This is a genomic window from Rhizobium sp. TH135, from assembly GCF_002855515.1.
Classification (GTDB): Bacteria; Pseudomonadota; Alphaproteobacteria; order Rhizobiales; family Rhizobiaceae; genus Allorhizobium.
In genome coordinates this window covers 107,644-134,160 of the sequence record NZ_PKRP01000002.1, presented here as the reverse complement: position 1 = coordinate 134,160, position 26,517 = coordinate 107,644, and the positions used below count along the sequence as shown (strand labels likewise).

Sequence of the window (26,517 nt, the reverse complement as noted above, 5' to 3'; positions counted from 1 at the left end):
TGCCGATCACTTCTCCGCGCAGATCGCGTAGCGGTGCTGCGTGCCGCGCTCCAGCCCCTTGAAGAAGGAGAAGTTCTTGCGTTGGGCTTTATGGATCGCCCGCATGTCCTGATCGATCGTGACCGTGGAGAAGCCGGCTTCCTTGAGCAGATCTGCGACGGCATCGGCATGGGCACCGCCGGAGAAATGCACGCGCGACAAGATCCGGTTGTGTGTCTCTGCCATATCGGCATTGGGCGCGCCGTGCATGGCATCGCGAGCAAGACCGACACGGCTCGCGAACCTCGTCGCTGCCTTGAGCAAGCGAGTGAGCCTCGACGTGTTGACGAAGTCACCGTCGACGATCACCAGCTTGCCGCCGGGCTTCAACACGCGGTGCCATTCCCGGAAGCATGAGAGGGGGTCGACGAGCGTCCAGACAAGGTGGCGATTGGTGATCACATCATAGGAGTCATCCGCCTCCATCGTGCGCTCGGCATCGCCCATGAGAAAGCGGATGTTTCGCCCGCGAGCCACAGCCTTCGCACGTGCCCGCTCCAGCATGGGCTCTGCCCAATCGAGGCCAGTCACCTTGAAGCCGAGGTCGTCGAGCAGGTGGGAAATAACGGCCGTGCCACAGGCGAGGTCGAGGGCCGCTCGCGACTTTCCCTCTCCCAAATGCTTGCGGAACAGGGCGTGCCAGGCAGCCCTCTCCTCTTCGGAAAAGATCTCATGACCTGGCTGGGTGTCGAATGTCTCGGCGCGGAGTGACCAGTAGGCTTTGATTTCGTCGCGAAGGTCATGGTTGGAAAGAGAGCTAACGGCCTGCATTTTCGTGTTCTTTCGGATCGGGACTGAGAGGCTGGAATACTTCTAAAAGATAATTCTTGACTGTTAAAGTCATAAAAATCTAGATCACGTCATAATCACAAGCAGGAGAACTGATCGTGTTCAAAATGGAGAAGGTGGCGTCTGCCGCCGCGATTTCGCTCGCCCTTTTTTCAGGCGTCGCGCTGGCCGGCGAGACGGTGAAGATCAAGGACATCACCGGTCGTGAAGTCGAAGTGAGCGTTCCGGTGGAACGCGTCATCCTGGGTGAAGGTCGGCAGATCTATTTCACCGCAGCGCTCGACACCGACAATCCGTTTGGCCGCGTCATCGGCTGGCGCGACGACTTCAAGAAGGCCGATCTCGACGGCTACAACATCTATCTGAAGAAGTATCCGGAGATGGAGAAGATCCCGACCTTCGGCGGGATGAAGGACGGTACCTTCGACATCGAGCAGGCGGTCGCGCTGAAGCCTGACGTCATCATCATGAACACGGAAGCGAAATCGGCTACCGAGGAAAGCGGCTATATCGAGAAGCTCGCCGCTGTCGGCATTCCGCTCGTCTATATCGACTTCCGCGAGAAGCCGATGGAGAACACCGACGATTCCATGCGGATCATCGGCAAGCTGTTCGGCGAGGAAGAACGCGCCGAGGAATTCGTGAAGTTCCATGACGAGCAGATCGCCAAGGTTACCGACGTTCTGGCCAAGCAGACGGACCTGAAGAAGCCTGTCGTCTTCATGGAACGTGCCGGTGGCTATTCCGACGATTGCTGCATGTCCTTCGGCAACGAGAACTTCGGCAAGATGGTCGAACTCGCCGGTGGCGTGAACATGGCGAAGGACTTCATCCCAGGCACATTCGGCACCGTCAATCCTGAGCAGATCATCGCCTCCAATCCCGACCAGGTCATCGTGACCGGCTCCAACTGGGAGCTTTACGTTCCCGGCGGCAAATGGATCGGCGTGGGTCCGGGTGCTGACAAGGCAGAGGCTGAACGCAAGCTCTCCGAGCTGATGAAGCGCCCCGGCTTCACCGACATCAAGGCGGTGAAGGACGGCAATGTGCATGCCATCTGGCACCAGTTCTACAACAGCCCCTACCAGTTCGTTGCCGTGCAGCAGATCGCCAAGTGGCTGCACCCGGATCTGTTCAAGGATCTCGATGCGGACGCCACCTTCAAGGAAATGCATGAGCGCTTCCTGCCGGTGGACTATCAGCCCGGCTACTTTGCCTCGCTGAAGGCAGGCTCCTGATACCCATCCGGCCGGCGGGAAACCGCCGGCCGCTTGCCCTTGAGGGCACGAAAGACAGGAAGAGATTTATGGCTACCACCGTCGAAACGGCCCTTCCGGCCTCGAGCGACACCTATCGCAGCCTGACGGCGAAACGCCTGGCAATCCTTGCCGGGCTTTCACTCTGTCTGGTGCTGTCGATTGCCGTCGACATGGCCTATGGCCCTGCACGCTATACGTTGTCCGAAGTCGTTTCGACGATCTGGGACCCCGCCTCGGCGGGTAACCAGCTGCGCGTCGTCATTTGGGATATCCGCATGCCGATCGCCTTGATGGCGGTGACGGTAGGCGCCTGTCTGTCGCTTGCGGGCGCCCAGATGCAGACGATCCTTGCCAATCCGCTTGCCTCGCCGTTTACGCTCGGCATCTCGGCTGCGGCCGGCTTCGGCGCAGCGCTCGGTCTCGTCGCAGGCGTCGCCGTGTTTCCGGCTGCGGTTCAATACATGGTGCCGATCAACGCCTTCCTGATGGCGATGCTCGCCTCGCTGTTCATCTATGGCGTCTCGACCATGCGTGGCGTGACGGTCGAGACCATCGTGCTGCTCGGTATCGCGCTGGTCTTCACCTTCAACGCGCTGCTCTCGCTGCTCGAATATCTGGCCTCCGAACAAGCGCTTGCCGCCGTCGTGTTCTGGACCATGGGATCGCTGACGAAGGCGACCTGGGGCAAGGTCGCCGTCACCTTCGCCGTTCTCGTGTTCTGCGTACCGCTGTTTGCGCGCCGCGCATGGGCACTCACGGCACTTCGGCTCGGTGACGACAAGGCCGCCTCCTTCGGCGTCAATGTCCGGGCACTTCGGCTTGAAACCATGCTGCTCGTCAGCTTGCTGGCAGCCATACCGGTCTCCTTCGTCGGCACGATCGGCTTCATCGGCCTCGTCGGCCCGCATATTGCGCGCATGCTGCTTGGTGAGGACCAGCGCTTCTTCCTGCCGGGCTCCGTTCTCTGCGGCGCGCTACTGCTTTCGGTGACGTCCGTCGTCTCCAAAATGCTCATCCCCGGCGCGATCATGCCGATCGGTGTGATTACCGCACTCGTCGGTGTGCCCTTCTTCTTCTCCCTCATTTTCACCAATAGGAGGCGCGCATGGTAGCCCTCAGGCTCGAAGCAGTCGGCGCACAGTATGGCCGGCACCGCGTCTTTGCCGACATCACCACCGGCGACATCACAGGCGGTGTGCTGACGGCGGTCATCGGCCCCAATGCGGCCGGCAAGTCGACGCTGTTCAAGCGGATTGCCGGACTGCTGAAAGGCGAAGGGGTCGTGCATCTCACCGGCGAGGAAAGCCTGCGGCCGATCTGTTACATGCCGCAGGACACCGGCGCGAATGCCGTGCTCACCGTTTATGAGAGCGTGCTGCTCGCCTCCAAGCAGGGTTCCGGCTGGAAGGTCGCTGACAGCGAACTTCTGGAGATCGACCGCATTCTTGCTTCTCTGCGGATCGCCGATCTCGCCTTCCGTGATCTCGGCGAACTTTCCGGTGGCCAGCGGCAGCTGGTCGCGATCGCCCAGGCGCTCGTTCGCAAGCCGGAAGTGCTGTTGATGGACGAGCCGACTTCAGCGCTCGATCTCTTCCGCCAGATCGAGGTGTTGCAGTTCATGCGCAAGCTTGCAGCGGACAGCGGGATCGCCGTCCTCATCGCTCTCCACGACCTGAATCATGCGATGCGCTATTGCGATCAGTCGCTGGTGGTGGCGGATGGCCGGCTGATCGCGAGCGGGCCGACCACCGAGGTGATCACCCCTGCCCTGCTGCGAGACGTTTACCACGTAGACGCCCGCATCGAAGCCTGCACGCAAGGGCGCCCGCTCGTCATCGTGGACGCAGCACTGGCGTAAACCTGAAGCGGGCGCTCAGCTGAGCCCCATGTAACGGCCGGGCTTGTGGTTGATCGCCAGGATCAGGTTGGCAATCGCCGCACCGAGGACCGAAAGCGCCAAGCGATCGGCCGGCAGCACGAAGAAGGCTATGGCGAGGATCGTCAGGTCCACGCCGAGCTGGAAGTAACCGGCGCGCAGCCCCGTCTTTTCCTGCAGATACATGGCGAGGATATTGATGCCGCCGAGGCCGGTGCGGTGGCGGAAGAGCATCAGCAAACCCGTGCCGATCAGCCCGCCTCCGATGACGGTGGCATAGAGCGGATCGAGATGGGAAAAGTCGATCCACTGGCTGTTCAGCTTCGATAGCACGGACACGAGCGCGACGGCCGTGAAGGTTCTGAACGTGAAGGCCCATCCCATGCGCTTCACGGCCAGGATGTAGAAGGGCAGATTGACGACGAAGAAGATCACACCGAAGCCCCAGCCACTGACATAGGACAGAAGCAGGGCAAGGCCGGCGCTCGAACCGACCGTCAGCATGGTTTCGGTATAGATCAGCGTGCCGAGCGACACGAACATCGTGCCCGAGATCATCGCAAGCACGTCTTCATAGAGGCGATGGCGCTCGGCGCCCGCCTGGTTCACGGTGGTGGTCGCCATGATCTCAGCCCAGAAGCGGTTTCAGCACATTGGCGACGCGCGGGATGTCAGCGCTTTTCAGGCCCGCAATGTTGATGCGCCCGGAGGTCGGCATGTAGATGCCGTGATGTTTGCGCAATGACAGAACATCGGCTTCCTTGAGAGGCAGCAGCGAGAACATACCCTGCTGTTCGGCGATCTGCGGCGCCAGCTGCCACCCTTCCCCGAGTGCTGCCGCCAGCTCGCGGCGCAGGCCGTTCAGTCGGTCGCGCATGCTGTTCAGTTCCTCGATCCAATCCTGGCGCAGGCTCTCCGTCGAGAGGATCGTGCGGACAACGGCAGCGCCATGGTCAGGCGGCATCGAGTAGCTGGTGCGGGCCATGGTCACGAGGTTGGAGCGGGCAGTATCGGCCGCTTCCTGGGTCTCGGCGACGGCAAAGATCGCGCCCGTGCGCTCGCGGTAGATGCCGAAAGACTTGGAGCAGGAGACAGCGACGAGTGCTTCAGGTGCGGCCGCAATGATCGTGCGCAGGCCGGCGACGTCTTCCTCGATACCGACGCCGAAGCCCTGATAGGCGGAATCGATCAACGGTATGAGACGCCGCTCCGCAATCACGGCGGCAAGTTCATCCCATTGTGCCGCGGTGAGGGCAGCACCGGTCGGGTTGTGGCAGCTTGCATGGATAAGCACAGCATCACCACGGGGCGCGCTGCTGAGCGCCTTCATCATGCTTGCGAAACGCACATCCTGGGTCGGCACATCGAAATACGGATAGGTTTCGACGGCAAGGCCGGTGGCGCCGAAGATGCCGGCATGGTTCGGCCAGCTCGGCAGGCCCAGATGCAGGCGGCCGCTTCCGGCGCGTGCAATGAGGTCAGAAGCGAGGCGTAGCGCGCCGGAGCCGCCGGGTGTCTGGACGCCGGCTGCAAACTTGCCATGCCCCTTGCCGCCGACGAGATCCCAGAGCAGCTCGAGAAACACGCGGTCGCCTTCCGGCGCGACGTAGGACTTACTTTCCTGTTTCTCCAGGAGTTCCTTCTCCGCAGCCTTGACCGACCGCATCACCGGCGTGCGGCCGAGATCGTCGCGATAGACGCCGACGCCAAGGTCGATCTTGTCGCTGCGTTCATCGGCATTGTAGAGCCCGATCAGGGCAAGCAGCGGGTCATTGGGCTGGGAGGCGAGCTTGTCGAACATCGGGAACCTTCATCGAAGAGCGATTGTGCTCGGATAGAGATATCAATAATTGCGCGCAAAGTCTCTGCGGATTTCGGCATCGGGCAGATGCTGATGCCTAGGTTATTGCGGCTATGCGTTATTATGCGATAGAAATTTGCGTACATCCGCTCAAATGAGAGAAATGATGGAAGCCGGCGCTATCACATTGGACAAGATCGATCGCAGGATCATTGCCTGCCTGCTCGACGACGCGAGCCTGAACAATGCGGAACTGTCGGAGAAGGTCGGCCTTACAGCTGCACCACTGTCAAGACGCCTCGCACGGCTCTATTCGAGCGGCATTATCCGCCAGGCTGTGATCATCGAGCCTTCGCGCGTGGGGCTCGGCTTGCAGGCCTATGTGGAAATCACCCTCGACCGTACCACGCCTCAGGTCGGGGAGCGCTTCATCGAGCATGTCGGCAAGCTGTCGGAGGTCGTGGAGATCCATGCGGTGGCAGGAGATTTCGATTTTCTGCTGAAGATCTCCGTGCGCGACATGGCCGACTTCAAGCGGCTAATCTGGCAGGAGTTCGATCGGCTGGCGGAGATCAAGACCATCCGGTCGACCATGGTCTTCGACAGCCCGAAAATCTCTCATGGCTACCTGCCCTGAAGGAACGCAATGCCACGATCTGGAAGCTTTGAGATGCGAATTTCCGCTCGGGCTTTGCTAATGTGTTAAGGGGTTTTGTCCATGGTGAGCGCTGGTACGGGCGCGCTCGTTTCTGACTTCAGACCCCATGGTAGCCTCCTTGACGCAATCTGACCTCGCACGCGGAAATCCAAGCCTCTTGCACGGCACCGGACCCTCTCCTGCCATGGCGGTGACGATGGACGGCGTGATGGGGCATTTGCATCATGCGTCGGGTTCCACAGGGGTCGTGTTCTGCTCGCCCTGGGGCTTCGATGCGCTGTGTACGGTCAAGTTTCATCGGCTGATCGCAGACGACCTCGCCCGCCGGGGATTTCCCTCGATCCGCTTCGACTATCCCGGCGAAGGCGATTCACTGCCGGTCGAGGAAGGAGCGACCTTTGCGACCTGGGTCAACGCCGCGGTCCAAGCAGCGGCGGAACTGCGCAGCCGAACCGGGTGTACGCAGATCCTCTATTACGGCATGGGCATCGGTGCTGCGGTCGCGCTCCAGGCCGGACGGCAAGACGATAAACTGGCCGGCTATATGCTTGCGGCCTCAGCCCTCAGCGGACGGCGCTATCTCCGCGAGGTGGCGCTCCGGGAAAAGGTTATCGAGGACGGGATTGGCATCGACTTCGGTTATCCGCCGGGTTCGACCGTGCTTGCCTCCTTCATCATGGACCCGCAGCTGGCTGCCGACCTGAAGGCCGTCACGGTGGCGGTCGATACCGTCTCGCCCAACCTGCCTGTGCTCGTTCTGGCCAGGCCGGAAAATGCCGCCGACCGGGACCTCGCGGAGGCGCTGAGCGCTGCCGGAGCTTCCGTCACCTGCACGGAGTTCACCGGCTATGGCGCCATGCTGGACGGGGTCGTCACATCGCCTATGCCGATGGCGCTGATCGAGACGATTGGGGACTGGTTCAACCGGGCCATCCCGGCCGAGGCCGTTTCCAGACCTTCCGATGCGGTGGAGGCTGAGCCTATGATGCTCAGCACAACCTCGTTCCGTGAGCAGGCGGAGATCGTCGATACACGTCTCTTCGGTGTCTTGTGCCAGCCTGCATCCGGCACCGAAAGCGCCGTGATCATTCTGCTCAACATGGCCTATGCACCGCATAACGGCTGGGGCAATATCTGGGTCGACACCGCACGGACGCTTGCGCATCAAGGCCTTGCAACGTTCCGGGTGGATCTCTCCAATATCGGCGAAAGCCCCGCCGACCCGCGCGAGCCCGATCAGGTCGTCTATTCCGAGACGCAATTGAACGACGTGCAGGCCGTCATCCGCCATGTCCGGAGCATGAGCAAGGCACCGATCCTTCTCGCCGGCATTTGCAGCGGGGCGCATTCGGCTCTGTATGCCGGGGCTGCCAATTCGGAGGTGGCGGGCATCGTCTCGATCAATCAGCTGCGGCTCGTGCTCGATCCCGACGAGGATGTGGAATCGCTGCTGATGGCGGGTGCGCGTCCGCTCAGCGACTACAAGCGACGCGCCTTCAGCCTCGGCACTTACAAACGTGTTCTGAGCGGTGACGTGGACGTTCCCAAGGCGGCTCGAAACATTGCCAGCCACGCCAAGGACAGGCTTTCGCGCGGGGTCTCCCCCTATCTCGGAGGACTGACCAAACTCGGACGCTTGCGCGGCCAGTTGTTCGGCATCCTGAGGCGACTGGAGGAGCGGAAGGTTCCGGTCACCTTCATCTCATGCCGCACCGATGGCAGCCTCGACCAACAGCAGCTCTATTTCGGCAAGTCGCTATCCGGGCAGCGTGCCTTTCAGGGCTTGAAGCATATTCTCTTGGAAAACGCCGACCATACGCTGAGCCCACCCGCCATCCGTCGGCAGCTCATCGACATCCTCGCCGAGGCGGCGGTGGAGTCATCAAGGCGGGGTTGATGGCCAGAGGGAGCCGTCTCGAAGACGCTCCCTCCAGCCTTGTCATTTCAATCAGCCTGATACGACCAGCTTGCGCTTTGCCATGCGGGCGCGGATCGATTCCACGTCAGCACGCGGCGTCGCGGTGAAGAGAGTGCGGGTGTATTCGTGCTGCGGGTCGGAGAAGACCGCATCGCGCGTGCCGTATTCGACCGCCTCGCCGTAATACATTACCATCACCTCGTCGGCGATGTAGCGAACGACCGAGAGGTCGTGGCTGATGAAGACGTAAGTGAGGCCAAACTCTTCCTGCAGGTCGGCGAGCAGATTGAGCACCTGAGCCTGAACCGAGAGGTCGAGCGCCGAGACAGGCTCGTCGAGCACCAGCAGCTTCGGATTGAGCATCAGGGCGCGGGCAATCGCGATGCGCTGACGCTGGCCGCCAGAGAACATGTGCGGGTACCGGTTGTAGTGCTCCGGACCGAGGCCAACCTTGACCAGCATCTCGGTTGCCCGTTCGCGCCGTTCGGCAGCGCTCATCTTGGTGTTGATGAGCAGCGGTTCGCCGAGCACATCGCCGATCTTCTGGCGCGGGTTGAGCGAGCCATAGGGATTCTGGAAGACGATCTGCACCTTCTGGCGCATGTCGGCTGTCAGGTGGCCGGGACGGGTATCCACCTTCTGGCCATCGATCAGCAGTTCACCTGCCGTCGGTTCGTCAATGAAGGTCAGGATGCGGGCAAGGGTCGACTTGCCGCAGCCGCTTTCGCCGACGATGGCGAGCGTCTTGCCCTTGTCGAGCTTGAAAGAGACGCCCTTCACCGCATGGACGATCTTGTCCTGCTTGAACATGCCCTGCGGCACGCTGTAGTCGCGCTTGATGCCGCGGATCTCGAGCATCGGGGTTTGGATTGCGGCGGTCATGCGGCACCTCCCGTTTCAGCGGCGGCCAGGAAGTCGGAGACCGTGGTCAGGCGGTCGCCGGTGGCGTTTTCCGGAAGTGCGGATAGCAGCGCGCGGGTATAGGGGTTCGTCGGGTTTTCGAAGAGCGAGAGCACGTCGGCTTCCTCCATCTTCTTTCCCTTGTACTGGACGATGACGCGGTCGGCGGTCTCGGCCACCACGCCCATGTCGTGGGTGATCATGATGAGGCCCATGCCGGTCTCGGCCTGGAGCTTCATCAAGAGATCGAGGATCTGCTTCTGGATCGTCACGTCGAGTGCCGTGGTCGGCTCGTCGGCGATCAGGAGCTTCGGATTGCAGGCGATGGCGATTGCGATCATCACGCGCTGGCACTGACCACCCGACATCTGGTGCGGGAAGTGGTTGAGGCGCTCCGCCGGATCAGGCAGGCCGACCAGCTTGAACAGCTCGATGGCGCGCTTGTGGCGCTCCTTCTTGCCGAGGCCCATGTGCAGGCGCAGGACTTCCTCGATCTGGAAGCCGACGGTGAAGCAAGGATTGAGGCTTGCGACCGGCTCCTGGAAGATCATAGCTACATCCTTGCCGATCAGCTTGCGCCGTTCGGCGGCCGAGATCTTCTGGATGTCGCGGCCCTGGAATTCCATCTTGTCGGCGGTAATCTTCGCAGTCCAGGGCAGAAGGCCCATGACGGCGAGCATGGCAACCGACTTGCCGGAGCCGCTCTCGCCGACGATGGCGAGAACTTCGCCCGGCTCGACCGACAGCGAGACGCCGTCGACCGCCTTGAACCAACCGCTGGCCGTCTCGAACTGGACGGTGAGATTCTGGATATCGAGAAGTGCCATGATCAGGACCTCTTCAGCTTGGGATCGAGCGCATCGCGCAGGCCGTCACCCATGAGGTTGATGGCGAGAACGGTGATCAGGATGGCAAGACCCGGGAAGGTGACAACCCACCAGGCGCGCAGGATGAACTCGCGCGCTTCGGCGAGCATCGTGCCCCATTCCGGAGCCGGCGGCTGGGCGCCCATGCCGAGGAAGCCGAGGGCGGCTGCATCGAGGATGGCGTTCGAGAAAGAAAGCGTCGCCTGGACGATCAGCGGTGCCATGCAGTTCGGCAGGATCGTCTTGAACATCAGGCGAAGCGGGCTTGCACCGGCAAGCCGTGCCGCCGTCACATAGTCACGAGTCTTTTCCGACATGACGGCTGCACGCGTCAGACGGACGAAATGCGGCTGCAGGACGAGCGCGATCGCGATCATGCCGTTTGTGAGGCCTGGTCCCAGGATCGCGACGAGCACGAGTGCCAGCAGCAGCGACGGGAAAGCCAGGATGATGTCCATCAGGCGCATGATCGCGGTGTCGAGCCAGCCGCCGTAGTAACCGGCGATGACGCCGATCGCGATGCCTGTCGTCAGCGACAGGGTCGTGACGAAGACGCCGATGAAGAGCGAATACTGGGAGCCGTAGATCAGGCGCGAGAGAATGTCGCGGCCGACCGGATCGGTGCCGAGCACGAAGCTCCAGTTGCCGCCCTCAAGCCAGGCCGGCGGAAGCAGAACCGCTTCGCGATACTGCTCGAACGGCGAATGGGGTGCGATCACGTCGGCGAAGACGGCGATCAGCACGAGGGCGACGAAGACGACGAGGCCGATCACGGCGCCGCGGTTTTCGGAGAAGTAGAACCAGAATTCGGCCAGCATCTGGCGGCGCATCTGAGCGCTCGAAACCGGCTGGCTGGTTGGTGTCTCTGCCATGGGACTTTATCCTTCTAGTGGCGGATGCGCGGGTTGATCAGGCCGTAGAGCAGGTCGACGATGAGGTTCACGACCATGATGATGCCGGCAATCAGGAGGAGGCCTCCCTGGATGACCGGGTAGTCACGGCGGAACACACTGTCGACCATCCACTTGCCGATGCCCGGCCAGGAGAAGATCGTCTCGGTGAGGATGGCGCCTGCGAGCATGACGCCGATCTGCAGACCGATCGTGGTGATGACCGGGATCATGGCGTTGCGCAGTGCATGCAGACCGACGACGCGGAAGGGCGAAAGGCCCTTGGCGCGTGCCGTGCGGATATAGTCTTCCGACAGCACCTCAAGCATGGCCGAGCGGGTCTGGCGCGCGATAACAGCGAGCGGGATGGTGGCGAGCACGATCGAGGGCAGGATCAGGTGGCTTACGGCCGAGCCGAAGGCACCCTTCTGGCCCGACAGCAGGCTGTCGATCAGCATGAAGCCCGTGACCGGCGGGAAGAAGAACATCAGCGAGATCCGACCCGATACCGGTGTCCATTGCAGGATGCCGGAGAACAGGATCATCAACAGAAGGCCCCACCAGAAGATCGGCATGGAATAGCCGACAAGGGCAATGCCCATCATGGTCTGGTCGAAGACGGAGCCACGCTTGATGGCGGCGATGATGCCGGCGGGAACGCCGATCGCGACGGCCAGCAGGATCGCACAGAGCGACAATTCAACGGTGGCCGGAAACAGCGCGAAGAACTGGTCGATGATCGGGCTCTTCGAGACGATCGAAGTGCCGAAGTCACCGGTCAGGACGCCGCCGAGATAATCGAAATATTGCACCACGAGCGGACGGTCGAGGCCGAGCTGGGCGCTGATCTGCGCATGGCGCTCGGGCGACATGACGCGCTCGCCAGACAGCAGCGCGACCGGATCGCCCGGCAGAAGCCGGATGAAGGCGAAGGCAATGATCGAGACGCCGATAAAGGTCGGGATCAAGACGGCGAGCCGTCGCAGGAGAAAGCCAAACATGTGTGAGACCTGTTGTTTAAGGGAGGTCGAACCACGGCACCAAGGCCGTCTGTGGTTACCCGAAATGCTTCACCTGAGCTTTCGAGCATGACGCGAGATTGGTCTCGCATCAACGACAAACGCCGCGGGCCAAGGCCCGCGGCGAAAGATTGCGTGTTTCGATTACTCGGCGATGTCGACGTTTTCGAAGGTGAAGTCGCCAAGCGGGCTCTGAACGAAGCCAGAGACTTCCTTGCGCATCGGGACGATCGAGAGCGAATGGTCGATCGTGGCCCAGGGTGCTTCGCGCTTGAAGACGAGCTGTGCTTCTTCGTAGAGCTTGGTGCGCTCGGCCTGGTCAGAGGTGACCTTGGCCTTCTTCACCAGGGCGTTGAACTCCTCGTTGCACCACTGAGCGCGGTTGTTGCCGCCAACAGCTTCGCAGCCGAGCAGCGTGTCGAGGAAGTTGTCCGGGTCGCCGTTGTCGCCGGTCCAGCCGAGCATGACGGCGCCGTCACGATCCTTGGCCTTCGAACGGTCGAGGTATTCGGCCCACTCGTAGGAAACGATCTCGACGGTGACGCCGATCTTGGCGAAGTCGTCCTGCATGATTTCAGCGGCGCGACGTGCGTTCAGCATGTACGGACGCGAAACCGGCATGGCCCAGATCTTCATCGACAGACCGGTGACGCCAGCTGCTTCGAGTTCCTTCTTGGCAGCATCCAGGTCGTATGCGTCGTCCTGGGTGGACTGGTTGTAGGACCACATTGTCGGCGGGATCGGGTTCTTAGCCGGTGTCGCCATGCCCTGGAATACGGCATCGACGATGGCTTCCTTGTTGATCGCCTTGTTCAGAGCCTTGCGGACTTCCGGCTTGTCGAACGGAGCCTGGGTCGTGTTGTAGGCGAGGTAAGCCACGTTCAGGCCTTCCTGCTCCATAACCGTCAGAGCCGGGTCGGACTTCATGGTCTCAACGTCGGCAGCGTTCGGGAACGGCATCAGGTGGCATTCGCCAGCCTTGAGCTTCTGGTAACGAACAGCGGCGTCCGTGGTGATCGCGAAGACGAGATCGTCGATCTTCGGCGCGCCACCCCAGTAGTCGGCGTTCTTCTTGTAGCGGATGACGGCGTCCTGCTGGTAACCGACGAAGGAGAACGGACCCGTGCCGACCGGCATCTGGTTCAGCTGTTCCTTCTTGCCTTCAGCTTCGAGCTTGTCGGCGTATTCCTTCGACACGATCGACGCGAACGGCATTGCGAGGTTCGCGAGGAACGGTGCTTCCGGCTTGTTGAGCGTGATCTTGACGGTCATGTCATCGACCTTTTCGATCGACTTGATCAGCTCGGGGAAGCCCATGCCTGCGGCATATTCCCAGGAAGTGCCAGCAACATACTGGTTCCACGGATGATCAGCCTTCAGCTGACGCTCCAGCGAGAACACGACGTCGTCAGCGTTGAATTCGCGCGACGGGGTGAAGAACTCGGTGGTGTGGAACTTGACGCCCGAACGCAGCTTGAAGGTGTATTCGGTGCCTTCAGCGTTGACTTCGTAGCTCTCGGCCAGGCCGGCTTCAGCTTCGGTCGTGCCGGGCTTGAATTCCATCAGGCGGCTGTAGATCGGATGCGCAGAGGCATCGAAGGTAGTGCCGGCGGTGTACATGCCGGGGTCGAAGCCCTCAGGCGAACCTTCCGAGCAGTAGACAAAGGTCTTGGCGCTGGCAGCACCCGACAGAAAGGTGGCCGCGGCAAGTGCTGCGGCGGCAAGTGCGAACTTGGTTTTCATGAGCAGTCTCCCAAAGGCGAAAGGCAGATGCCTTCGCCGGTTCTTTTGGTCCCGCGGCGCGTGGATCGCGCCCGTGTTTTGAGAAGGTCGGGTTTCAACCGGTCTTCCGGCGATCGAAGGACGGCAGTCGCGCGTCGTAAACTGACAAGCGGCAAAGACCATCCATCTGATCACTGACGCAGTGTCTTATCGCCTTCGGAAACGTTGTAAAGAGAGATTCGGCTCAATTCCGTCACAGAATTGGTCTGGTTTTCGCCACAATAGCTTCGATGCAGTGCGGAAATTTTGTCGGAATGGCGATCAGCTAATGAAGCCATCAAAAGTTAGCGATTCAAGATAGTGCCGCAGAATCAAGGCCTCACGCTTTGCGAGTCGCAAAAAGAAAACTCATGACTGCCTGACGGTGCCGATGTAGCAACGCGACAAAAATTTATCAACCGATCAAAAAAAAGAACATATCGGACGGGCGTCCGCCCTGTGAATCAAGGGGGAGAGGAGGAGGGACTTGGGGAACCCCTCCTCCTCTCTTTCGGTCACGCTGTGTGGGGAGAGCGACCGAAGAAGAACGCATAGGCAGCCGGCAGCACCAGAATGGTGAGCACAGTCGCAACCAGGATACCGCCCATCATCGCGTAGGCGAGCGGACCCCAGAAGATGCCGCGGGAGATCGGGATGAGCGCGAGAACCGCCGTGAGCGCCGTCAGCATGATCGGCCGGAAGCGGCGCACGGCGGAGCCAATGATCGCTTCTCGACGATCCATGCCGGCCGCGATGTCCTGGTCGATCTGGTCGATCAGGATGATCGAGTTACGGATGATGATCCCGAGCAGAGCGATGACGCCGAGGATCGCGACGAAGCCGAAAGGGGCGCCCGAGATCAGCAAGGCAGCGGCAGCGCCGATGATCCCGAGCGGACCGGTTGCGAGCACCAGCATCGCCTTGCCGAAGTGCTGGAGCTGAACCATCAGCAGCACGACAATGACAAGCAACATGATCGGGGCCTTGGCCGCAATCGAGTTCTGGCTCTCGGCACTGTCTTCCGCACCACCCTGGATCTCGATGGAATAGCCCGCGGGCAGGCTGTCGCGCAGCGACTGCATTTCCGAGAACATCTTCAGGGTCACGTCGTTCGACTGGACGCCATCCGGCAGCGTTGCACGAACGGTAATCGTCGGCAGACGGTTGCGCCGCCATTCGATGCCCTGCTCGAGCGTCGGCACGACCCGGGCTATCTGTGACAGCGGAATGAATGCGCCCAGATCCGTCGGCACATAGATCGAATTCACGGCCGTCAGCAGGCGGCGGCTCTCCTCCGGTTCGCGCGCAACGATCGAAATCGTTTCTTCACCAGCCCGGACATCGGCCAGCGGCGCGCCGCTCATTGTCGCCTGCAGCATCTGGCGCAGGCGCTGCGAGGACACGCCGAGTGCCCGGGCACGATCCTGGTCGACGACCAGCGTCATCGAGGGAACCGGCTCCAGCCAGTCGTCATGCACGGCTTGCAGCAGTTCGTTCTGGCTGAACCGCGCCTTCACCTGATCGGCGATGCGGCGGACCTCTTCACGCTCGGGACCGCTCACGCGCATCTGGACGGCCCATCCCGTCGGCGGGCCGAGGAAGAGGCGATCGACCTTGCCACGCACCGAGGGGAATTCTTCGGCCAGCATCATCCGGAGCTTGGTGATCAGCCTTTCACGGGCCTCTTCGTCCCTCGCCATGACCAGAAGCTGGGCATAGTTCGGGTTGCGCAGCTGCTGGTCGAGCGGCAGGAAGAAGCGCGGCGCCCCCTCCCCGACATAGGTTGCAACAAAACGCTGGTCCTCATCGGCGAGGATCGCGGTTTCCAGGCGTTTCGCCTCGGCTTCGACCTCCTTGATCGAGGTTCCCTCGGGCAACCACATGTCGACGAGGATTTCCGGGCGCGAGGACTGCGGAAAGAAGTTCTTCGGGATGAACTGGAAGGACCACAGACTGACCGCAAAGATTGCGAGCGTCGAGCCGATGACGATGATGCGATGCTCGACGGCCCAGGACACGACCGAACGCAGGCGGCGGTAAAAGGCTGTGTCGAAAGCGTCGTGATGGCCGCCGGTATGCGTCCTCTGCTTGAGGATCATGTAGCCGAGCCAGGGCGTGAAATAGACCGCGACGAACCAGGAGATGACCAGCGATATGCCGACCACATAAAAGAGCGAGCGGACATATTCACCGGCGGTGGATTCCGCAAAGCCCACGGGGATAAAACCCGCCGTGGTGATCAACGTGCCGGTCAGCATCGGGAAGGCTGTCGACGAATAGGCAAAACTCGCCGCATCGAGCTTGTTGAGCCCCTCCTCCAGCTTTCGCTCCATCATCTCGACAACGATCATGGCGTCGTCGACGAGCAGACCAAGCGCAATGATCAGAGCGCCGAGTGAGATGCGCTGCAGATCGAGCCCGAATTCGTACATCACGGCGAAGGTGGCAGCGAGCACCAGTGGGATGGCGATGGCGATCACCAGACCAGAGCGCCAGCCGATCGACACGAAGGAGACGACGAGAACGATCAGAAGCGCCTCTCCGAGAGCTTTCATGAACTCGCCAATCGCTTCGCGCACGACTTCGGGCTGATTGGAGATCTGCGAGACCTCGAGGCCGATCGGCAGGGTGCCCTCGAAGCGCTCCAAAGTCTGCTCCACGGCATCGCCGACGTCGGTGACCTTGAAGCCCTTGGCCATGACCACGCCGACCTGGACGGAATCCTTGCCGTTGAACCGGAATTTGCGCTGATAGGGATCTTCCAGACCTTCTGTCACTGTGGCGATGTCGCCGAGGCGCGTCACCTGGCTGCCGGAATTCAGCCGAAGCTCACGAATGTCCTCAGCCGCCGAGAAGCCACCGTCGACCGAGATGCGCACGGAGCGCGACCCGGTATCGATGGACCCTGTCGCATCGATGGCATTTTGTCCGGCCAGCGCGTTCTGCAGATCAGCGAAGGTGAGGCCACGCTCGGCCAGCGCCTTGGACGAGACCTCGATGAAGATTTTCTGTGGCTGGTCGCCCAGGATGACGGCCTTTTCGACACCCTGGGTCGAGAGCAGCACGTCACGGGCCTGGATGGCATATTGCTTCAGCTCCGGATAGGTGTAGCCATCGCCGGTCAGGGCGTAGAGCGTGATATAGGTATCGCCGAATTCATCGTTGAAATAGGGGCCGAGCAAGCCTTCCGGCAGCTCGTTCTCGATGTCGCCGACCTTCTTGCGGACCTGGTAGAAGGCATCTGCCACATCGTTGGCATCCGTGTTGCCCTTGACCTGCAGGGTGATGATCGCGGAGCCCGGGCGCGTGTAGGACTTTACCCAGTCGAGATAAGGCGTTTCCTGCAGCTTGCGCTCAATCTTGTTGACCACCTGGTCCTGCATGTCGGTCAGCGAAGCGCCCGGCCAGAAGGCCTGAACCACCATCACACGGAAGGTGAAATCGGGATCTTCCTTCTGCCCCATGCGCATCAGCCCGAAGAGGCCCGTCAGCAGGATCAGGCCGAAGAGGAAGCGCGCGATGCTCGGATGGCCGATCGCCCAGCGGGACAGGTTGAACGAGCCCGGCTCTGCAGGAGAGTGTGTCATGATATCTGGATCCAGAGGGTAAAGGTCGCTGGGCTCAGCGGGTGGCGGCGTCAGGCTTTGCTGCCTCGGCGGCCTGCGGCAGGTTCTCATCGGCAAGCCGCACCTTCATGTCTTCCGTCATGAACTGCGTACCGGCCACGACCACGAGATCACCCGGGTTCAAGCCTGCGGAGACCTGGATTCCCGTGTCGGAGAAAGTGTCGATGGTGACCGGGCGGGCATGCACCGTGGCTGCCATCTTGTCGACCGTCCAGACGATGGTCTGATTGGACCCATCGCGGGTCAGCGCTGAGAGCGGCAGCTCGAAGAAGCTCTTGTCCGACGGTGCAGTCGCGGTCACGCGCGCCGTCATGCCCAGCAGGATTTGCGGGTTGTCGGATAGCGAGATACGCACCGCAAAGGTGCGCGACGTGGCATCGGCGCTGCCGGCGACCTCGCGGACGGTGCCATCGAGGGCAAGCCCGTCCTTCGACCAGAAACCGACCTCGACCTTCTTGCCCGGGGCAAAGGCGAAGATCTCGTTTTCCGGCACGGCGATCAGTACTTCCTTCTCGCCGTCCGCAGCGACTGTGACCACCGGGCTGCCGGCTGCGACCACCTGGCCGGCATCTGCGCCAATCGTTGTGACGATGCCGGGTTTGTCAGCCTTCAGCTCGCCATAGGCAACCTGGTTGCGGGCCTGTTCCAGCGAGGAGCGCTGGCTGTCGCGCGTGGCAAGTGCCTGATTGTAGGTGAGTTGCGCCTGTTCCAGCTGTGCCTTGGTGGTGACCTGCTGGCGATAGAGCGCATCGGCCCGCTTCAAGGCGAAATCTGCGGTCTCCAGCTGCCGCTCGGCGGCGGCCAGGCTTGCCTCGGCGCTGCGCATCTGGAGCTGATAGTCGGTGACATCGAGGCGCGCGAGCACGTCGCCTGGCGCCACGCGATCACCGATATCGACAAGGCGTTCGATGATCTTGCCGGCAACCCGGAAGCCGGTCGCGGCTTCACTGCGGGCCTTGACCGTGCCTGAGTATTTCAGCTCCCGGTCCGTCGACGGGGCCTGAACCTCAACCACCTTGACCGGCCTCAGGCTCGGTTCCTGGACAACTTCGGCCCCTCCTTCGGTACAGGATGTGAGACCGAGGGTGACGAGCAAAGGCAGGGCAATCAACGAAAGGCGGACGCTGGCGGACATGGTGGTTCCTCCCCGGAGGGGCTCAGACTTTGAGGGCTCGGATGGCGAATTCGGTCAGGTCTTCAGGGGCGGCCCGATTGCTCTTGCCGATGCATTGGGCCACCATCTGGGGATGATGGAGAGGCGAGGTTGCGGCGCCGAAGCACCGGGCAGCATGGGCCGGATCGCCCTTGACGAATTCGCCGTTCTCCATGCCGTCGGCGATGATGCCGGTGAGGATCGCCTGGATTTCATCGATGTGCTTGTCGATGACGCCCCAGCTCTGCTCAATCGCAACCACGACCATTTCATGCACTTTGCGCTCATCGAGCATGGTCGAGACGGTGAACTCGAAATGGTTCATGGAGTAGCGACGCAGCCTCTCCTCGGCACTGACGGGAAGGTCGGCCGCGGCCTTGGCGAGCGTCAGGCTCTGTTGCAGCATGCGGGCGCAAACGCCCTCCAGCAGTTCGCCCTTGGAGCCGAAGAAGCGATAGATATTCGCCGGCGACATTCCGAGTTCCTTCGCCACATCGGCGACGGTCGTCTTGCTGTAGCCATAGTGACGAAACTGCGCCTCCGCGGCCTCAAGGATGCGGGTCGCGGTATCTGCTACATCGGGTAAAGGCGAAGCATTTTGAGTCATGGCGATTTACGACTGACGAATTTTGAATTTCGTCAGTCGTAAATCATAAATCAGCATCGGTCAATATGTTCGGATTGACGACTGGCGATTTGTGAGCCGCTCACACGACCACAAGTCGTATCAATGTAGCCCTAACACGCACAGTCTTACGGAAAGCTAAAGTGGCATAGCGCGCCACCCACGCACCTCCCCGTGCGTCTACAGCTTCGCACAAGCTCTTTGCCACAGAAGAATAGGTGGTGTGAGGTAAGTAAACTTCCTCGGCTCACGAGCGTCTGAGGGACAGAGGGATGCAACGCTATGACTACTGCAGCTGCTGCAGATTTTGCTTATCCTCCAATCTCCACTTTACGGCTGGATGATATGAAAATTCAAAACGATGAGCTTGTTCATCAGACCTGGGCCTTCTCGCGGGAAAACGGGGAAGTCATTGCTCCAGTCGTACGCTTGCTGCCGAACGGCATAGTCGGCGGCTACATCCATCCCTTCGAGCGTTGCTGGGCGCTGGTCGACGGCGCTCTTCGTTTTCAGAGCATCACCGGCCAGACCACGACCATATTTGACGAAAGCGAGCGGGATGAGCACGGCCTTCTGCGGCTAACCGGGGGCTCCAAGGTCGACCCGAATGTCGTGCATGTGCTGAAACGCGTTCAGATGCCGACGGCGCGAGACTTCGGGCAGAGCGCATCAGACGACGTGCCCGAACTTCGGCAGGCAGAAGGCCTGCCGGGCCGCAAGCGCCGCAACCTCGTCGTTCTGCGAGCCAATGCGCAATCTCTTCATATTCACTGGGCGCGCAACATCCCGGAAGAGGACCGCAACTGGGATCTCTGCATCAGCTGGTATGGCAAAGAGGTACCGTCGGACTTGAAGGAGTGGGAGTATTTCACCCACCAGCCGAACGACCGGAAGTTCTCGGCGATCTACAAGCTCTTCTTAGAGGGCAGCCCGCTGCTCGATTATGAGAACGTCTACATGCCGGACGACGACCTCATGATGACCTGGGCCGACATCAACAAGCTCTTCAACATCTTCCGTATCGGCGGGTTCGATCTTGCGCAGCCTTCGCTGGTCGCAACCTCATACGTCACACATCCGGTCACTGCACAGAACCCCGAATACCTGGTGCGCTATACAAACTTCGTGGAACTGATGTGCCCCGTCTTCAGCCGTTCGTTTCTGCAGATCTGCCTTCCCACCTTCGAGGCATCGTTCAGCGGATTCGGGCTGGATCACATCTGGTCGCAGCTCGGCGGCCGCGTGCCCGGACGCATTGCGATCATCGATGATATCGCCGTGGCGCATACCCGGCCGCCGAACAAGAACTACGATGTCTTGGCCGCGATCATGGAAGAGCGCTCCATGGCCGAACTCTACCGCTCTTCGAAAACCTACGAAAACTATGGCGGCGTAATCCGGAAGTATGCGTTCGGATAAGATGGCCCTCCAGGAGCTCAGCATGCAGTTCAAGCCTAAAGCGATCATTCTTGCCGGAGGGCTTGGCACCCGCCTGGCGGAGGAGACCTCGACAAAGCCCAAGCCCATGGTCGAAATCGGCGGGCGGCCGATCCTGTGGCACATCATGAAAATCTACAGCGCCCATGGCATCAATGATTTCATCATCTGCCTTGGCTACAAAGGTCACGTGATCAAGGAATATTTCGCGAATTATTTCCTGCACATGTCCGACATCACCATCGATCTGCAGAACAACCGTGTGGAAACCCATGCGGCGAAAGCGGAGCCGTGGCGGGTTACCCTGGTGGATACCGGCGAGACCACGATGACCGGTGGTCGACTGAAGCGCGTCATACCCTACGTCCAGAACGATCCCTACTTCTGCCTCACCTATGGGGACGGTGTCGGCGATGTCGACATCACCCAGTTGGTCGAATTCCATAAATCCCACGGCCTTCGGGCGACAGTCACCGGAGCCCAGCCTCCCGGTCGCTTCGGCGCCCTGAAGCTGGAGGACGACAAGGTCGTTTCCTTCATGGAAAAGCCCGTTGGCGACGGCAACTGGATCAATGGCGGCTTCTTTGTCCTGACGCCCGATGTCGCCGGACTCATCGCAGGGGACGAGACGACCTGGGAGCAGGAGCCGCTAGAAAGTCTCGCCCGCGATGGACAGCTTGCCATCTATCGCCACTACAATTTCTGGCAACCGATGGACAGCCTGCGCGACAAGACGCAGCTGGAGAAGCACTGGGAAAGCGGCAAAGCGCCCTGGAAGATCTGGTAGGTCGCTGCCGGCGGCCTTAGCCCTGAATACGTACAACAATGATCAGGGCAGCCTTGCCCGAACCGACAAGAGATGCCAGTGAGCCTTGAGACCACATTTTCCAACGCCCGCGTCCTGATTACAGGGCATACCGGTTTCAAGGGAGCCTGGCTCAGCGCCTGGTTGATCAGTCTGGGTGCGAAGGTTTGCGGCTACTCGCGCGATATTCCAACCACGCCTTCTCTGTTCGAACTCTCAGGCCTGGCAGGCGAGATCGAGCACCATATCGGGGATGTGCGGGATCTCGAGAAGTTGTCCGGCGTCATCCAGACCTTCCGTCCTGATTTCGTCTTTCACCTCGCCGCCCAGGCCATTGTTTCCGTCTCCTATGACGATCCGCTGGAGACCATCACGAGCAACGTGATTGGTACGGCGCATGTGATGGAAGCTCTGCGCAAGGTCGATTGGCCCTGCCATGCCGTCATCATCACCTCCGACAAGTGCTATGACAATGTGGAATGGGTCTGGGGCTATCGCGAGACGGATGCCCTTGGTGGCAAGGACATCTATTCCGGATCCAAGGGCGCAGCCGAGCTGATCTTCCGCTCCTATTTCCACTCCTTCTTCCAGGGCAAGAACCATTCGGTGCGGCTTGCCACCGCCCGCGCCGGCAATGTGATCGGCGGGGGAGATTGGGCGGCCAATCGGATTGTGGCCGATTGCATTCGCGCCTGGGGAGCCGGCAAGACGGTCGAGATCCGTTCTCCTGCCGCAACGCGTCCGTGGCAGCATGTTCTGGAGCCACTCAGTGGTTATCTGACACTTGCGGAGGCACTCTCCTTGTCGGACCGTCTGAACGGGCAATCCTACAATTTCGGCCCAAGGGCGGAGCAGAACCGAACCGTGGTCGATCTGATCGGCAGCCTTGGCAAGATCTGGCAGCTGGAAGAAGGTCTCGCGCCTTATGAGGTCACGGGTAACATTCCATTCCATGAGGCGAGCCTGCTGAAGCTCAACTGTGACAAGGCCCTGCTCGACCTGAACTGGGAAGCGAACCTGAAATACGAGGAATGCGCCGACATGACCGGCTCCTGGTACAGGCGCGTTCTCAAGGGCAAGGAGCAAGCCCTTTCGGTGACCCTGGAGCAGATTGCAAGCTTCACGAGGTTTGCGCGCGATCGCGAACTCGTCTGGACGGCCGACCGCTGACATGACAGCCCCCTTCCTCACGGCGCTGAAGCGAATTTCAACCCCCAAAGGGGATGTGCTGCACGGGATGAAGGCCAGCGATGCGGGGTACGAGAGTTTTGGAGAGGCCTATTTCTCGCAAGTCTTTTCCGGCGACACGAAGGGATGGAAACGACACCTGCGCATGACGCTCAATCTCGTCTGCGTCGCAGGCGCGATCCGGGTGATGGTGCGCGATGGAGATGGCCGCATGGTTCTCGATACCCAACTCTCACCCGATGCGCCGGATCTCTATAACCGACTGACTGTGCCACCCGGTTACTTTGTCGCGTTCCAGGGGGTAGCACCGCACACCTCCACGCTTCTGAACGTGGCCTCTATTCCCCATGATCCGGACGAGGCCGAGACCCGTCCGCTGGATGCCTTTGGAGATGTGCCGTGAGACCGGCGCGTATCCTGCTGCTTGGAGCAAGCGGCATGCTGGGCAGCCGTTTTGCCAGTCAGCTCCTCGGCCGCGACGTCGTTACTCTAGACCGCTCTCTGCTGGATGTTACGCAACCGCGACAGCTGATCGAAGCGGTCATGGAGACGCAGGCGTGCATCATCATCAATTGCGTGGCCGACACGGATGTCGAGCGGGCGGAAGGCGAGCCGGATCGCGGATTTGCTGTCAATGCGTTGTTTCCGGGCCTTGTCGGCCAGGCAGCGCAGCGTATGGATGCGCTTCTGGTGCATTTCTCCTCGACCGGCTGCTATGGACTTTCCGAAGTTGGCAGCGAGCCGCATTCAGACTTCTCGCCGCTTCATCCCACGACCGCGCACCACCGAAGCAAGGCCCAGGGCGAGGCTGCCGTTCTCGCCAGTGGTTGCCGGCATCTGATCCTTCGGCTCGGCTGGCTCTATGGCGGCAACCTTGCTCATCGCAAGAACTTCGTATGGGCTCGCATTATTGAAGCCCGTCAAAAAGCCGAGATCTATTCGGATCCCTACCAGATCGGCTCACCGACAAACGTTGACGACGTCGTCCGCCAGACTGAGATCTTGATCGAAGAAGGCATCGAGGGGACCTTCAACTGCGTGGCAGGCGGCGCAGTCTCCCGATTTGACTACGTGCGGCACATTCTGCTTGCCGCCGGGCTTTCACCTGTTCTTCTGCCGAAGCGGTTCGTCCGTCGGGCACCCGTGTCGCCCAACGAGGCGGCGCAGAACAGCAAGCTCACTCTCCTTGGCTTGGACCGGATGCCGGAGTGGGACGTGGCCCTGAGCGCTTACGTGCAGACACTGCTGGAACAGGAAAAGGCGGCTCCATGAAGCCAGACCACGAGGTGATCATTCTCGGCGCCGGAATTGCCGGGCTGGCAGCGTCTGCCCGCCTGCGGGAGCATGGTGTCGAGGCCCCACTGTTCGAGGCAGCCTCTCGTCCGGGTGGCCTGCTGGACAGTTTCACGCTTGAGACGCCGGAGGGAAGCTGGACCTTCGACAATGCCGTGCATCTGTCCTTTGCGTCCGAGCCGGAGGTGCGCGAAATATTCGACCGCACGCCCTATCTCAGCCATGAGGCGCGTTCGCTGAACTGGGATGGGGGATTGTGGATCCCGCATCCCGTGCAGAACAACATGTATCCCCTGGCCGCCGATGAGAAGGCCGACCTGGTGGTCGATCTCGCCCATCATCTGGCGCAGGTTTCACCGGACGCACCGATCGAAAACTATCGCGACTGGCTCTACAATCAGTACGGCGCCAAGATCGCCGAGCGCTGGCCTCTGCGATACACAAGGAAATACTGGACGCTTGACGCGGCAGAGCTCGGAACCGGCTGGATCGGCAACCGCATGCGCCGCGCGGATCTGCGCGAGGTCGTGCTGGGAGCGGTCTGCGAAAACCCACCCAACACCTATTATGTCTCGACGATGCGGTATCCAGAGCGGGGTGGCTATAGGGCATTCCTTATGCCGCTACTCGAAACGGTTGACGTCCGGACAGACATGAAAGCGGTCGAGATCGACAATCGGAGCCGCAGCATCCGCTTCGAAAATGGCGAGGTGCAGCTGTACGGGCGGATGATCTCAACCATGCCTTTGCCCCTGCTGATCCAGATCATGACGGATGTGCCGCCGGATATCCGCGCGCTTGCGGATACGCTGTTTGCCACGTCCATCGACATTGTCTCGATCGGCTTTCGGAAGCCCCGCGTTTCGCCGAGCCTGTGGTTCTACATCTACGACACCACCATTCTCGCGTCCCGGGCCTATTCGCCGAGCATCAAGTCACCTCACAACGCGCCGGATGGCCATTCCTCGCTGCAGTTCGAAATCTATTCCTCACAGCGGATGCAGCATGGCCTGTCCCCCGAGGCGCTGATCGAACACTGCTTGCAGACGGTGGAGACCATGGGGCTTGCGGAACGTGACGAGATCGTTCTCACCCATCACAAGCACCTTCCCTTCGGCAATGTCGTCTTCGACCTGGGGATGGAGAAACGCCGCAATGCCGTGCGCGCGTGGGTCGAAAGCCAGGGCATTGCCCTCGCTGGGCGCTTCGGCGAGTGGGACTACCTTTGGTCCAACCAGGCCTTCATGTCAGGCCGGGCCGCCGCTGATGCAATAGCCAGGTGAAGTCCCCACCACCACCAGTCACTCATCCGTTTAAGCCACGCACAAGATTGCTAATGCACTACGGCTGTTGGGGACTGAAAGGGCTGCTATCCGCGCAGTTGGGCTAGAGAAGCTTCCGCTCAGGTGCCTCGATAACCGGAGGCCTTTCATGAATCGCGTGATACTCGCCCGCTACTCGGAACCGTTGGAGTGGATCAAGCTGATCCCGGACGACTTCGAAGTCGTGATCTACAACAAAGGCGAACCGATAACCTCTTCGGAGATCATCCAGCGCGCCACGCGGATCATCGACCGTCCGAATGTGGGCCGCGAGTCGGAAACCTATCTCAATCACATGCTGAATGAGACCGAGGATAACGACGATTTCACCGTCTATGCGCAGGGCGACCCCTTCGAGCACAGCCCTGACTTCATCAATCTTCTGCATACCTGGAAGCATTGGCAGGACTTGCAACCCATGTCCTGGCAGTGGCTTGAGGACAAAATGGTCCCGCCGACCACGCTGCTGGCGGAATACCAGCGCGGCCTGTTCGGACGCCCTCGCGTCAGGGTGGAGCGCTTCTCCTTGCTGACATGGGGCCCGATCGATTTCGTCGACCAAGGTGCCTGGGGCATGGGCAATGTTTACCGCGTCATTCATGGCGGGCTGCCTGACGGTACCAACATCGCGGCGCACTTCCTGCGCCTTGCAAAGCTCGACGAACTGGCCGCCAAGGCGGACCAACACTCGATCGGCGTCTTCTCGTACGGCGCGATCTTCGCGGTGCGCAACAAGCGCGTGGCCGCGATCTCGCCTGAGGCGCTGAGCACCATGCTGAAATACACCGTATCCGGCGTTACAGTGTATGGTTACATCCTGGAGCGCCTGTGGCTGCACCTGCTCGGCGAAGACTTCGTCTTGCCGAAGATCTCGCCACCACCGCTCTGAGCGGCTAAAGTTCTGAATTCCAGACGACCAGGCCGGTTTGCTCACGCAGATCGGCCTTGTTGTTTTTGGGGTCGAGAGTGGCCGCATCACGCGTTGACGCGAACAACGGCGGGGGCCTCGATGCCAAACACCGCAAACATCATGCATATGTATCTTACTGAAAAGAAATGGTGCCCGGAGGCGGATTTGAACCACCGACACGCGGATTTTCAATCCGCTGCTCTACCAACTGAGCTATCCGGGCATCTCGGCTTTTTGGAAGCCTGCCGGTCTTTATTTCAAGACCGCCGGGGTATTTCCCCGGGAGCGAGCGGGGTTATAACATCTTGTTCGGCCATGTCCAGCGCCTTCAGCCACTTTTTTGAAGAAGATGTGAAAATCGCAGAAAGGTGAGCGGGAACAA

The 26,517-nt window shown here is 60.7% G+C and carries 23 protein-coding genes and 1 tRNA gene; 12 read left to right on the top strand and 12 right to left on the bottom strand.

Annotation, left to right across the window (positions count from 1 at the left end):
- Window positions 1-6 precede the first annotated feature (6 nt).
- Complete coding sequence (locus tag C0V73_RS05725) at window positions 7-810, bottom strand: class I SAM-dependent methyltransferase (RefSeq protein WP_102019055.1); 804 nt, start codon at window positions 808-810, stop codon at window positions 7-9.
- Between the two features lie 125 nt (window positions 811-935).
- On the opposite strand from C0V73_RS05725, the gene C0V73_RS05720 reads away from it, so the two are divergent.
- From C0V73_RS05720 to C0V73_RS05710, 3 genes are all read left to right on the top strand, one after another.
- Window positions 936-2,066, top strand: coding sequence for an ABC transporter substrate-binding protein (locus C0V73_RS05720; RefSeq protein ID WP_102019054.1), 1,131 nt, complete (start codon window positions 936-938; stop codon window positions 2,064-2,066).
- A 68-nt stretch (window positions 2,067-2,134) separates the two neighbouring features.
- A complete protein-coding gene (locus C0V73_RS05715) occupies window positions 2,135-3,199 on the top strand; it encodes an iron ABC transporter permease (RefSeq protein WP_102019053.1) in 1,065 nt (354 codons plus the stop codon).
- Entirely contained in the window at window positions 3,193-3,945 is a 753-nt protein-coding gene (locus tag C0V73_RS05710) for an ABC transporter ATP-binding protein (RefSeq protein ID WP_102019052.1), read from the top strand. Before C0V73_RS05715 ends, C0V73_RS05710 begins: the two co-directional genes overlap by 7 nt.
- A 15-nt stretch (window positions 3,946-3,960) precedes the next feature.
- On the opposite strand, the gene C0V73_RS05705 is transcribed toward C0V73_RS05710, so the two are convergent.
- Window positions 3,961-4,587: a YitT family protein gene (locus tag C0V73_RS05705; protein WP_102019051.1), complete on the bottom strand. Its 627-nt coding sequence runs from the start codon at window positions 4,585-4,587 to the stop codon at window positions 3,961-3,963.
- A gap of 4 nt (window positions 4,588-4,591) precedes the next feature.
- Window positions 4,592-5,764: an amino acid aminotransferase gene (locus C0V73_RS05700; protein ID WP_102019050.1), complete on the bottom strand. Its 1,173-nt coding sequence runs from the start codon at window positions 5,762-5,764 to the stop codon at window positions 4,592-4,594.
- Between the two features lie 166 nt (window positions 5,765-5,930).
- On the opposite strand from C0V73_RS05700, the gene C0V73_RS05695 reads away from it, so the two are divergent.
- A complete protein-coding gene (locus C0V73_RS05695) occupies window positions 5,931-6,401 on the top strand; it encodes an Lrp/AsnC family transcriptional regulator (protein WP_102019049.1) in 471 nt (156 codons plus the stop codon).
- A 205-nt stretch (window positions 6,402-6,606) separates the two neighbouring features.
- Window positions 6,607-8,319 (top strand): alpha/beta hydrolase, encoded by a 1,713-nt coding sequence (locus C0V73_RS05690; RefSeq protein ID WP_102019048.1) that lies wholly within the window; start codon window positions 6,607-6,609, stop codon window positions 8,317-8,319.
- A 51-nt stretch (window positions 8,320-8,370) separates the two neighbouring features.
- On the opposite strand, the gene C0V73_RS05685 is transcribed toward C0V73_RS05690, so the two are convergent.
- The 8 genes from C0V73_RS05685 to C0V73_RS05650 all read right to left on the bottom strand — a co-directional run bounded on the left by C0V73_RS05685 (window position 8,371) and on the right by C0V73_RS05650 (window position 19,162).
- Window positions 8,371-9,222, bottom strand: coding sequence for a dipeptide ABC transporter ATP-binding protein (locus C0V73_RS05685; RefSeq protein ID WP_102019047.1), 852 nt, complete (start codon window positions 9,220-9,222; stop codon window positions 8,371-8,373).
- Complete coding sequence (locus tag C0V73_RS05680) at window positions 9,219-10,067, bottom strand: ABC transporter ATP-binding protein (protein WP_102019046.1); 849 nt, start codon at window positions 10,065-10,067, stop codon at window positions 9,219-9,221. Before C0V73_RS05680 ends, C0V73_RS05685 begins: the two co-directional genes overlap by 4 nt.
- Before the next feature lie 2 nt (window positions 10,068-10,069).
- On the bottom strand, window positions 10,070-10,978 hold the full coding sequence (locus C0V73_RS05675; protein WP_102019045.1) for an ABC transporter permease subunit: 909 nt from the start codon (window positions 10,976-10,978) through the stop codon (window positions 10,070-10,072).
- Window positions 10,979-10,992: 14 nt separating this feature from the next.
- Window positions 10,993-11,997: an ABC transporter permease subunit gene (locus C0V73_RS05670; protein WP_102019044.1), complete on the bottom strand. Its 1,005-nt coding sequence runs from the start codon at window positions 11,995-11,997 to the stop codon at window positions 10,993-10,995.
- A gap of 162 nt (window positions 11,998-12,159) precedes the next feature.
- Complete coding sequence (locus C0V73_RS05665) at window positions 12,160-13,758, bottom strand: ABC transporter substrate-binding protein (RefSeq protein WP_102019043.1); 1,599 nt, start codon at window positions 13,756-13,758, stop codon at window positions 12,160-12,162.
- Between the two features lie 533 nt (window positions 13,759-14,291).
- Window positions 14,292-17,363 (bottom strand): efflux RND transporter permease subunit, encoded by a 3,072-nt coding sequence (locus C0V73_RS05660; RefSeq protein WP_102019042.1) that lies wholly within the window; start codon window positions 17,361-17,363, stop codon window positions 14,292-14,294.
- Between the two features lie 34 nt (window positions 17,364-17,397).
- Window positions 17,398-18,537, bottom strand: coding sequence for an efflux RND transporter periplasmic adaptor subunit (locus C0V73_RS05655; RefSeq protein ID WP_102019041.1), 1,140 nt, complete (start codon window positions 18,535-18,537; stop codon window positions 17,398-17,400).
- Between the two features lie 22 nt (window positions 18,538-18,559).
- Window positions 18,560-19,162 carry a TetR family transcriptional regulator gene (locus tag C0V73_RS05650; protein WP_102019040.1) on the bottom strand — a complete coding sequence of 201 codons (603 nt, stop codon included), beginning with the start codon at window positions 19,160-19,162 and terminating at the stop codon, window positions 18,560-18,562.
- A gap of 363 nt (window positions 19,163-19,525) precedes the next feature.
- Between C0V73_RS05650 and C0V73_RS05645 the strand changes: the two genes are divergently transcribed.
- The 7 genes from C0V73_RS05645 (at window position 19,526) to C0V73_RS05615 (ending at window position 26,114) form a co-directional block, all read left to right on the top strand.
- Window positions 19,526-20,599 carry a hypothetical protein gene (locus tag C0V73_RS05645; RefSeq protein WP_102019039.1) on the top strand — a complete coding sequence of 358 codons (1,074 nt, stop codon included), beginning with the start codon at window positions 19,526-19,528 and terminating at the stop codon, window positions 20,597-20,599.
- A gap of 22 nt (window positions 20,600-20,621) precedes the next feature.
- Window positions 20,622-21,404, top strand: coding sequence for a glucose-1-phosphate cytidylyltransferase (gene rfbF / locus C0V73_RS05640; protein ID WP_102019600.1), 783 nt, complete (start codon window positions 20,622-20,624; stop codon window positions 21,402-21,404).
- 78 nt (window positions 21,405-21,482) lie between these two features.
- Window positions 21,483-22,592 carry a CDP-glucose 4,6-dehydratase gene (gene rfbG / locus C0V73_RS05635; RefSeq protein ID WP_245407891.1) on the top strand — a complete coding sequence of 370 codons (1,110 nt, stop codon included), beginning with the start codon at window positions 21,483-21,485 and terminating at the stop codon, window positions 22,590-22,592.
- A gap of 1 nt (window position 22,593) precedes the next feature.
- Window positions 22,594-23,013 carry a dTDP-4-dehydrorhamnose 3,5-epimerase gene (locus C0V73_RS05630; protein WP_102019037.1) on the top strand — a complete coding sequence of 140 codons (420 nt, stop codon included), beginning with the start codon at window positions 22,594-22,596 and terminating at the stop codon, window positions 23,011-23,013.
- On the top strand, window positions 23,010-23,882 hold the full coding sequence (locus C0V73_RS05625; protein WP_102019036.1) for an NAD(P)-dependent oxidoreductase: 873 nt from the start codon (window positions 23,010-23,012) through the stop codon (window positions 23,880-23,882). Before C0V73_RS05630 ends, C0V73_RS05625 begins: the two co-directional genes overlap by 4 nt.
- Window positions 23,879-25,186, top strand: a complete 1,308-nt coding sequence (locus C0V73_RS05620) for an FAD-dependent oxidoreductase (RefSeq protein WP_102019035.1) — start codon at window positions 23,879-23,881, stop codon at window positions 25,184-25,186. The genes C0V73_RS05625 and C0V73_RS05620 overlap by 4 nt, the downstream gene beginning before the upstream one ends.
- Before the next feature lie 148 nt (window positions 25,187-25,334).
- Complete coding sequence (locus C0V73_RS05615; protein WP_102019034.1) at window positions 25,335-26,114, top strand: hypothetical protein; 780 nt, start codon at window positions 25,335-25,337, stop codon at window positions 26,112-26,114.
- Between the two features lie 168 nt (window positions 26,115-26,282).
- Here C0V73_RS05615 and C0V73_RS05610 read toward each other — a convergent pair.
- Window positions 26,283-26,358, bottom strand: a tRNA-Phe gene (locus tag C0V73_RS05610).
- Between the last annotated feature and the right edge of the window lie 159 nt (window positions 26,359-26,517).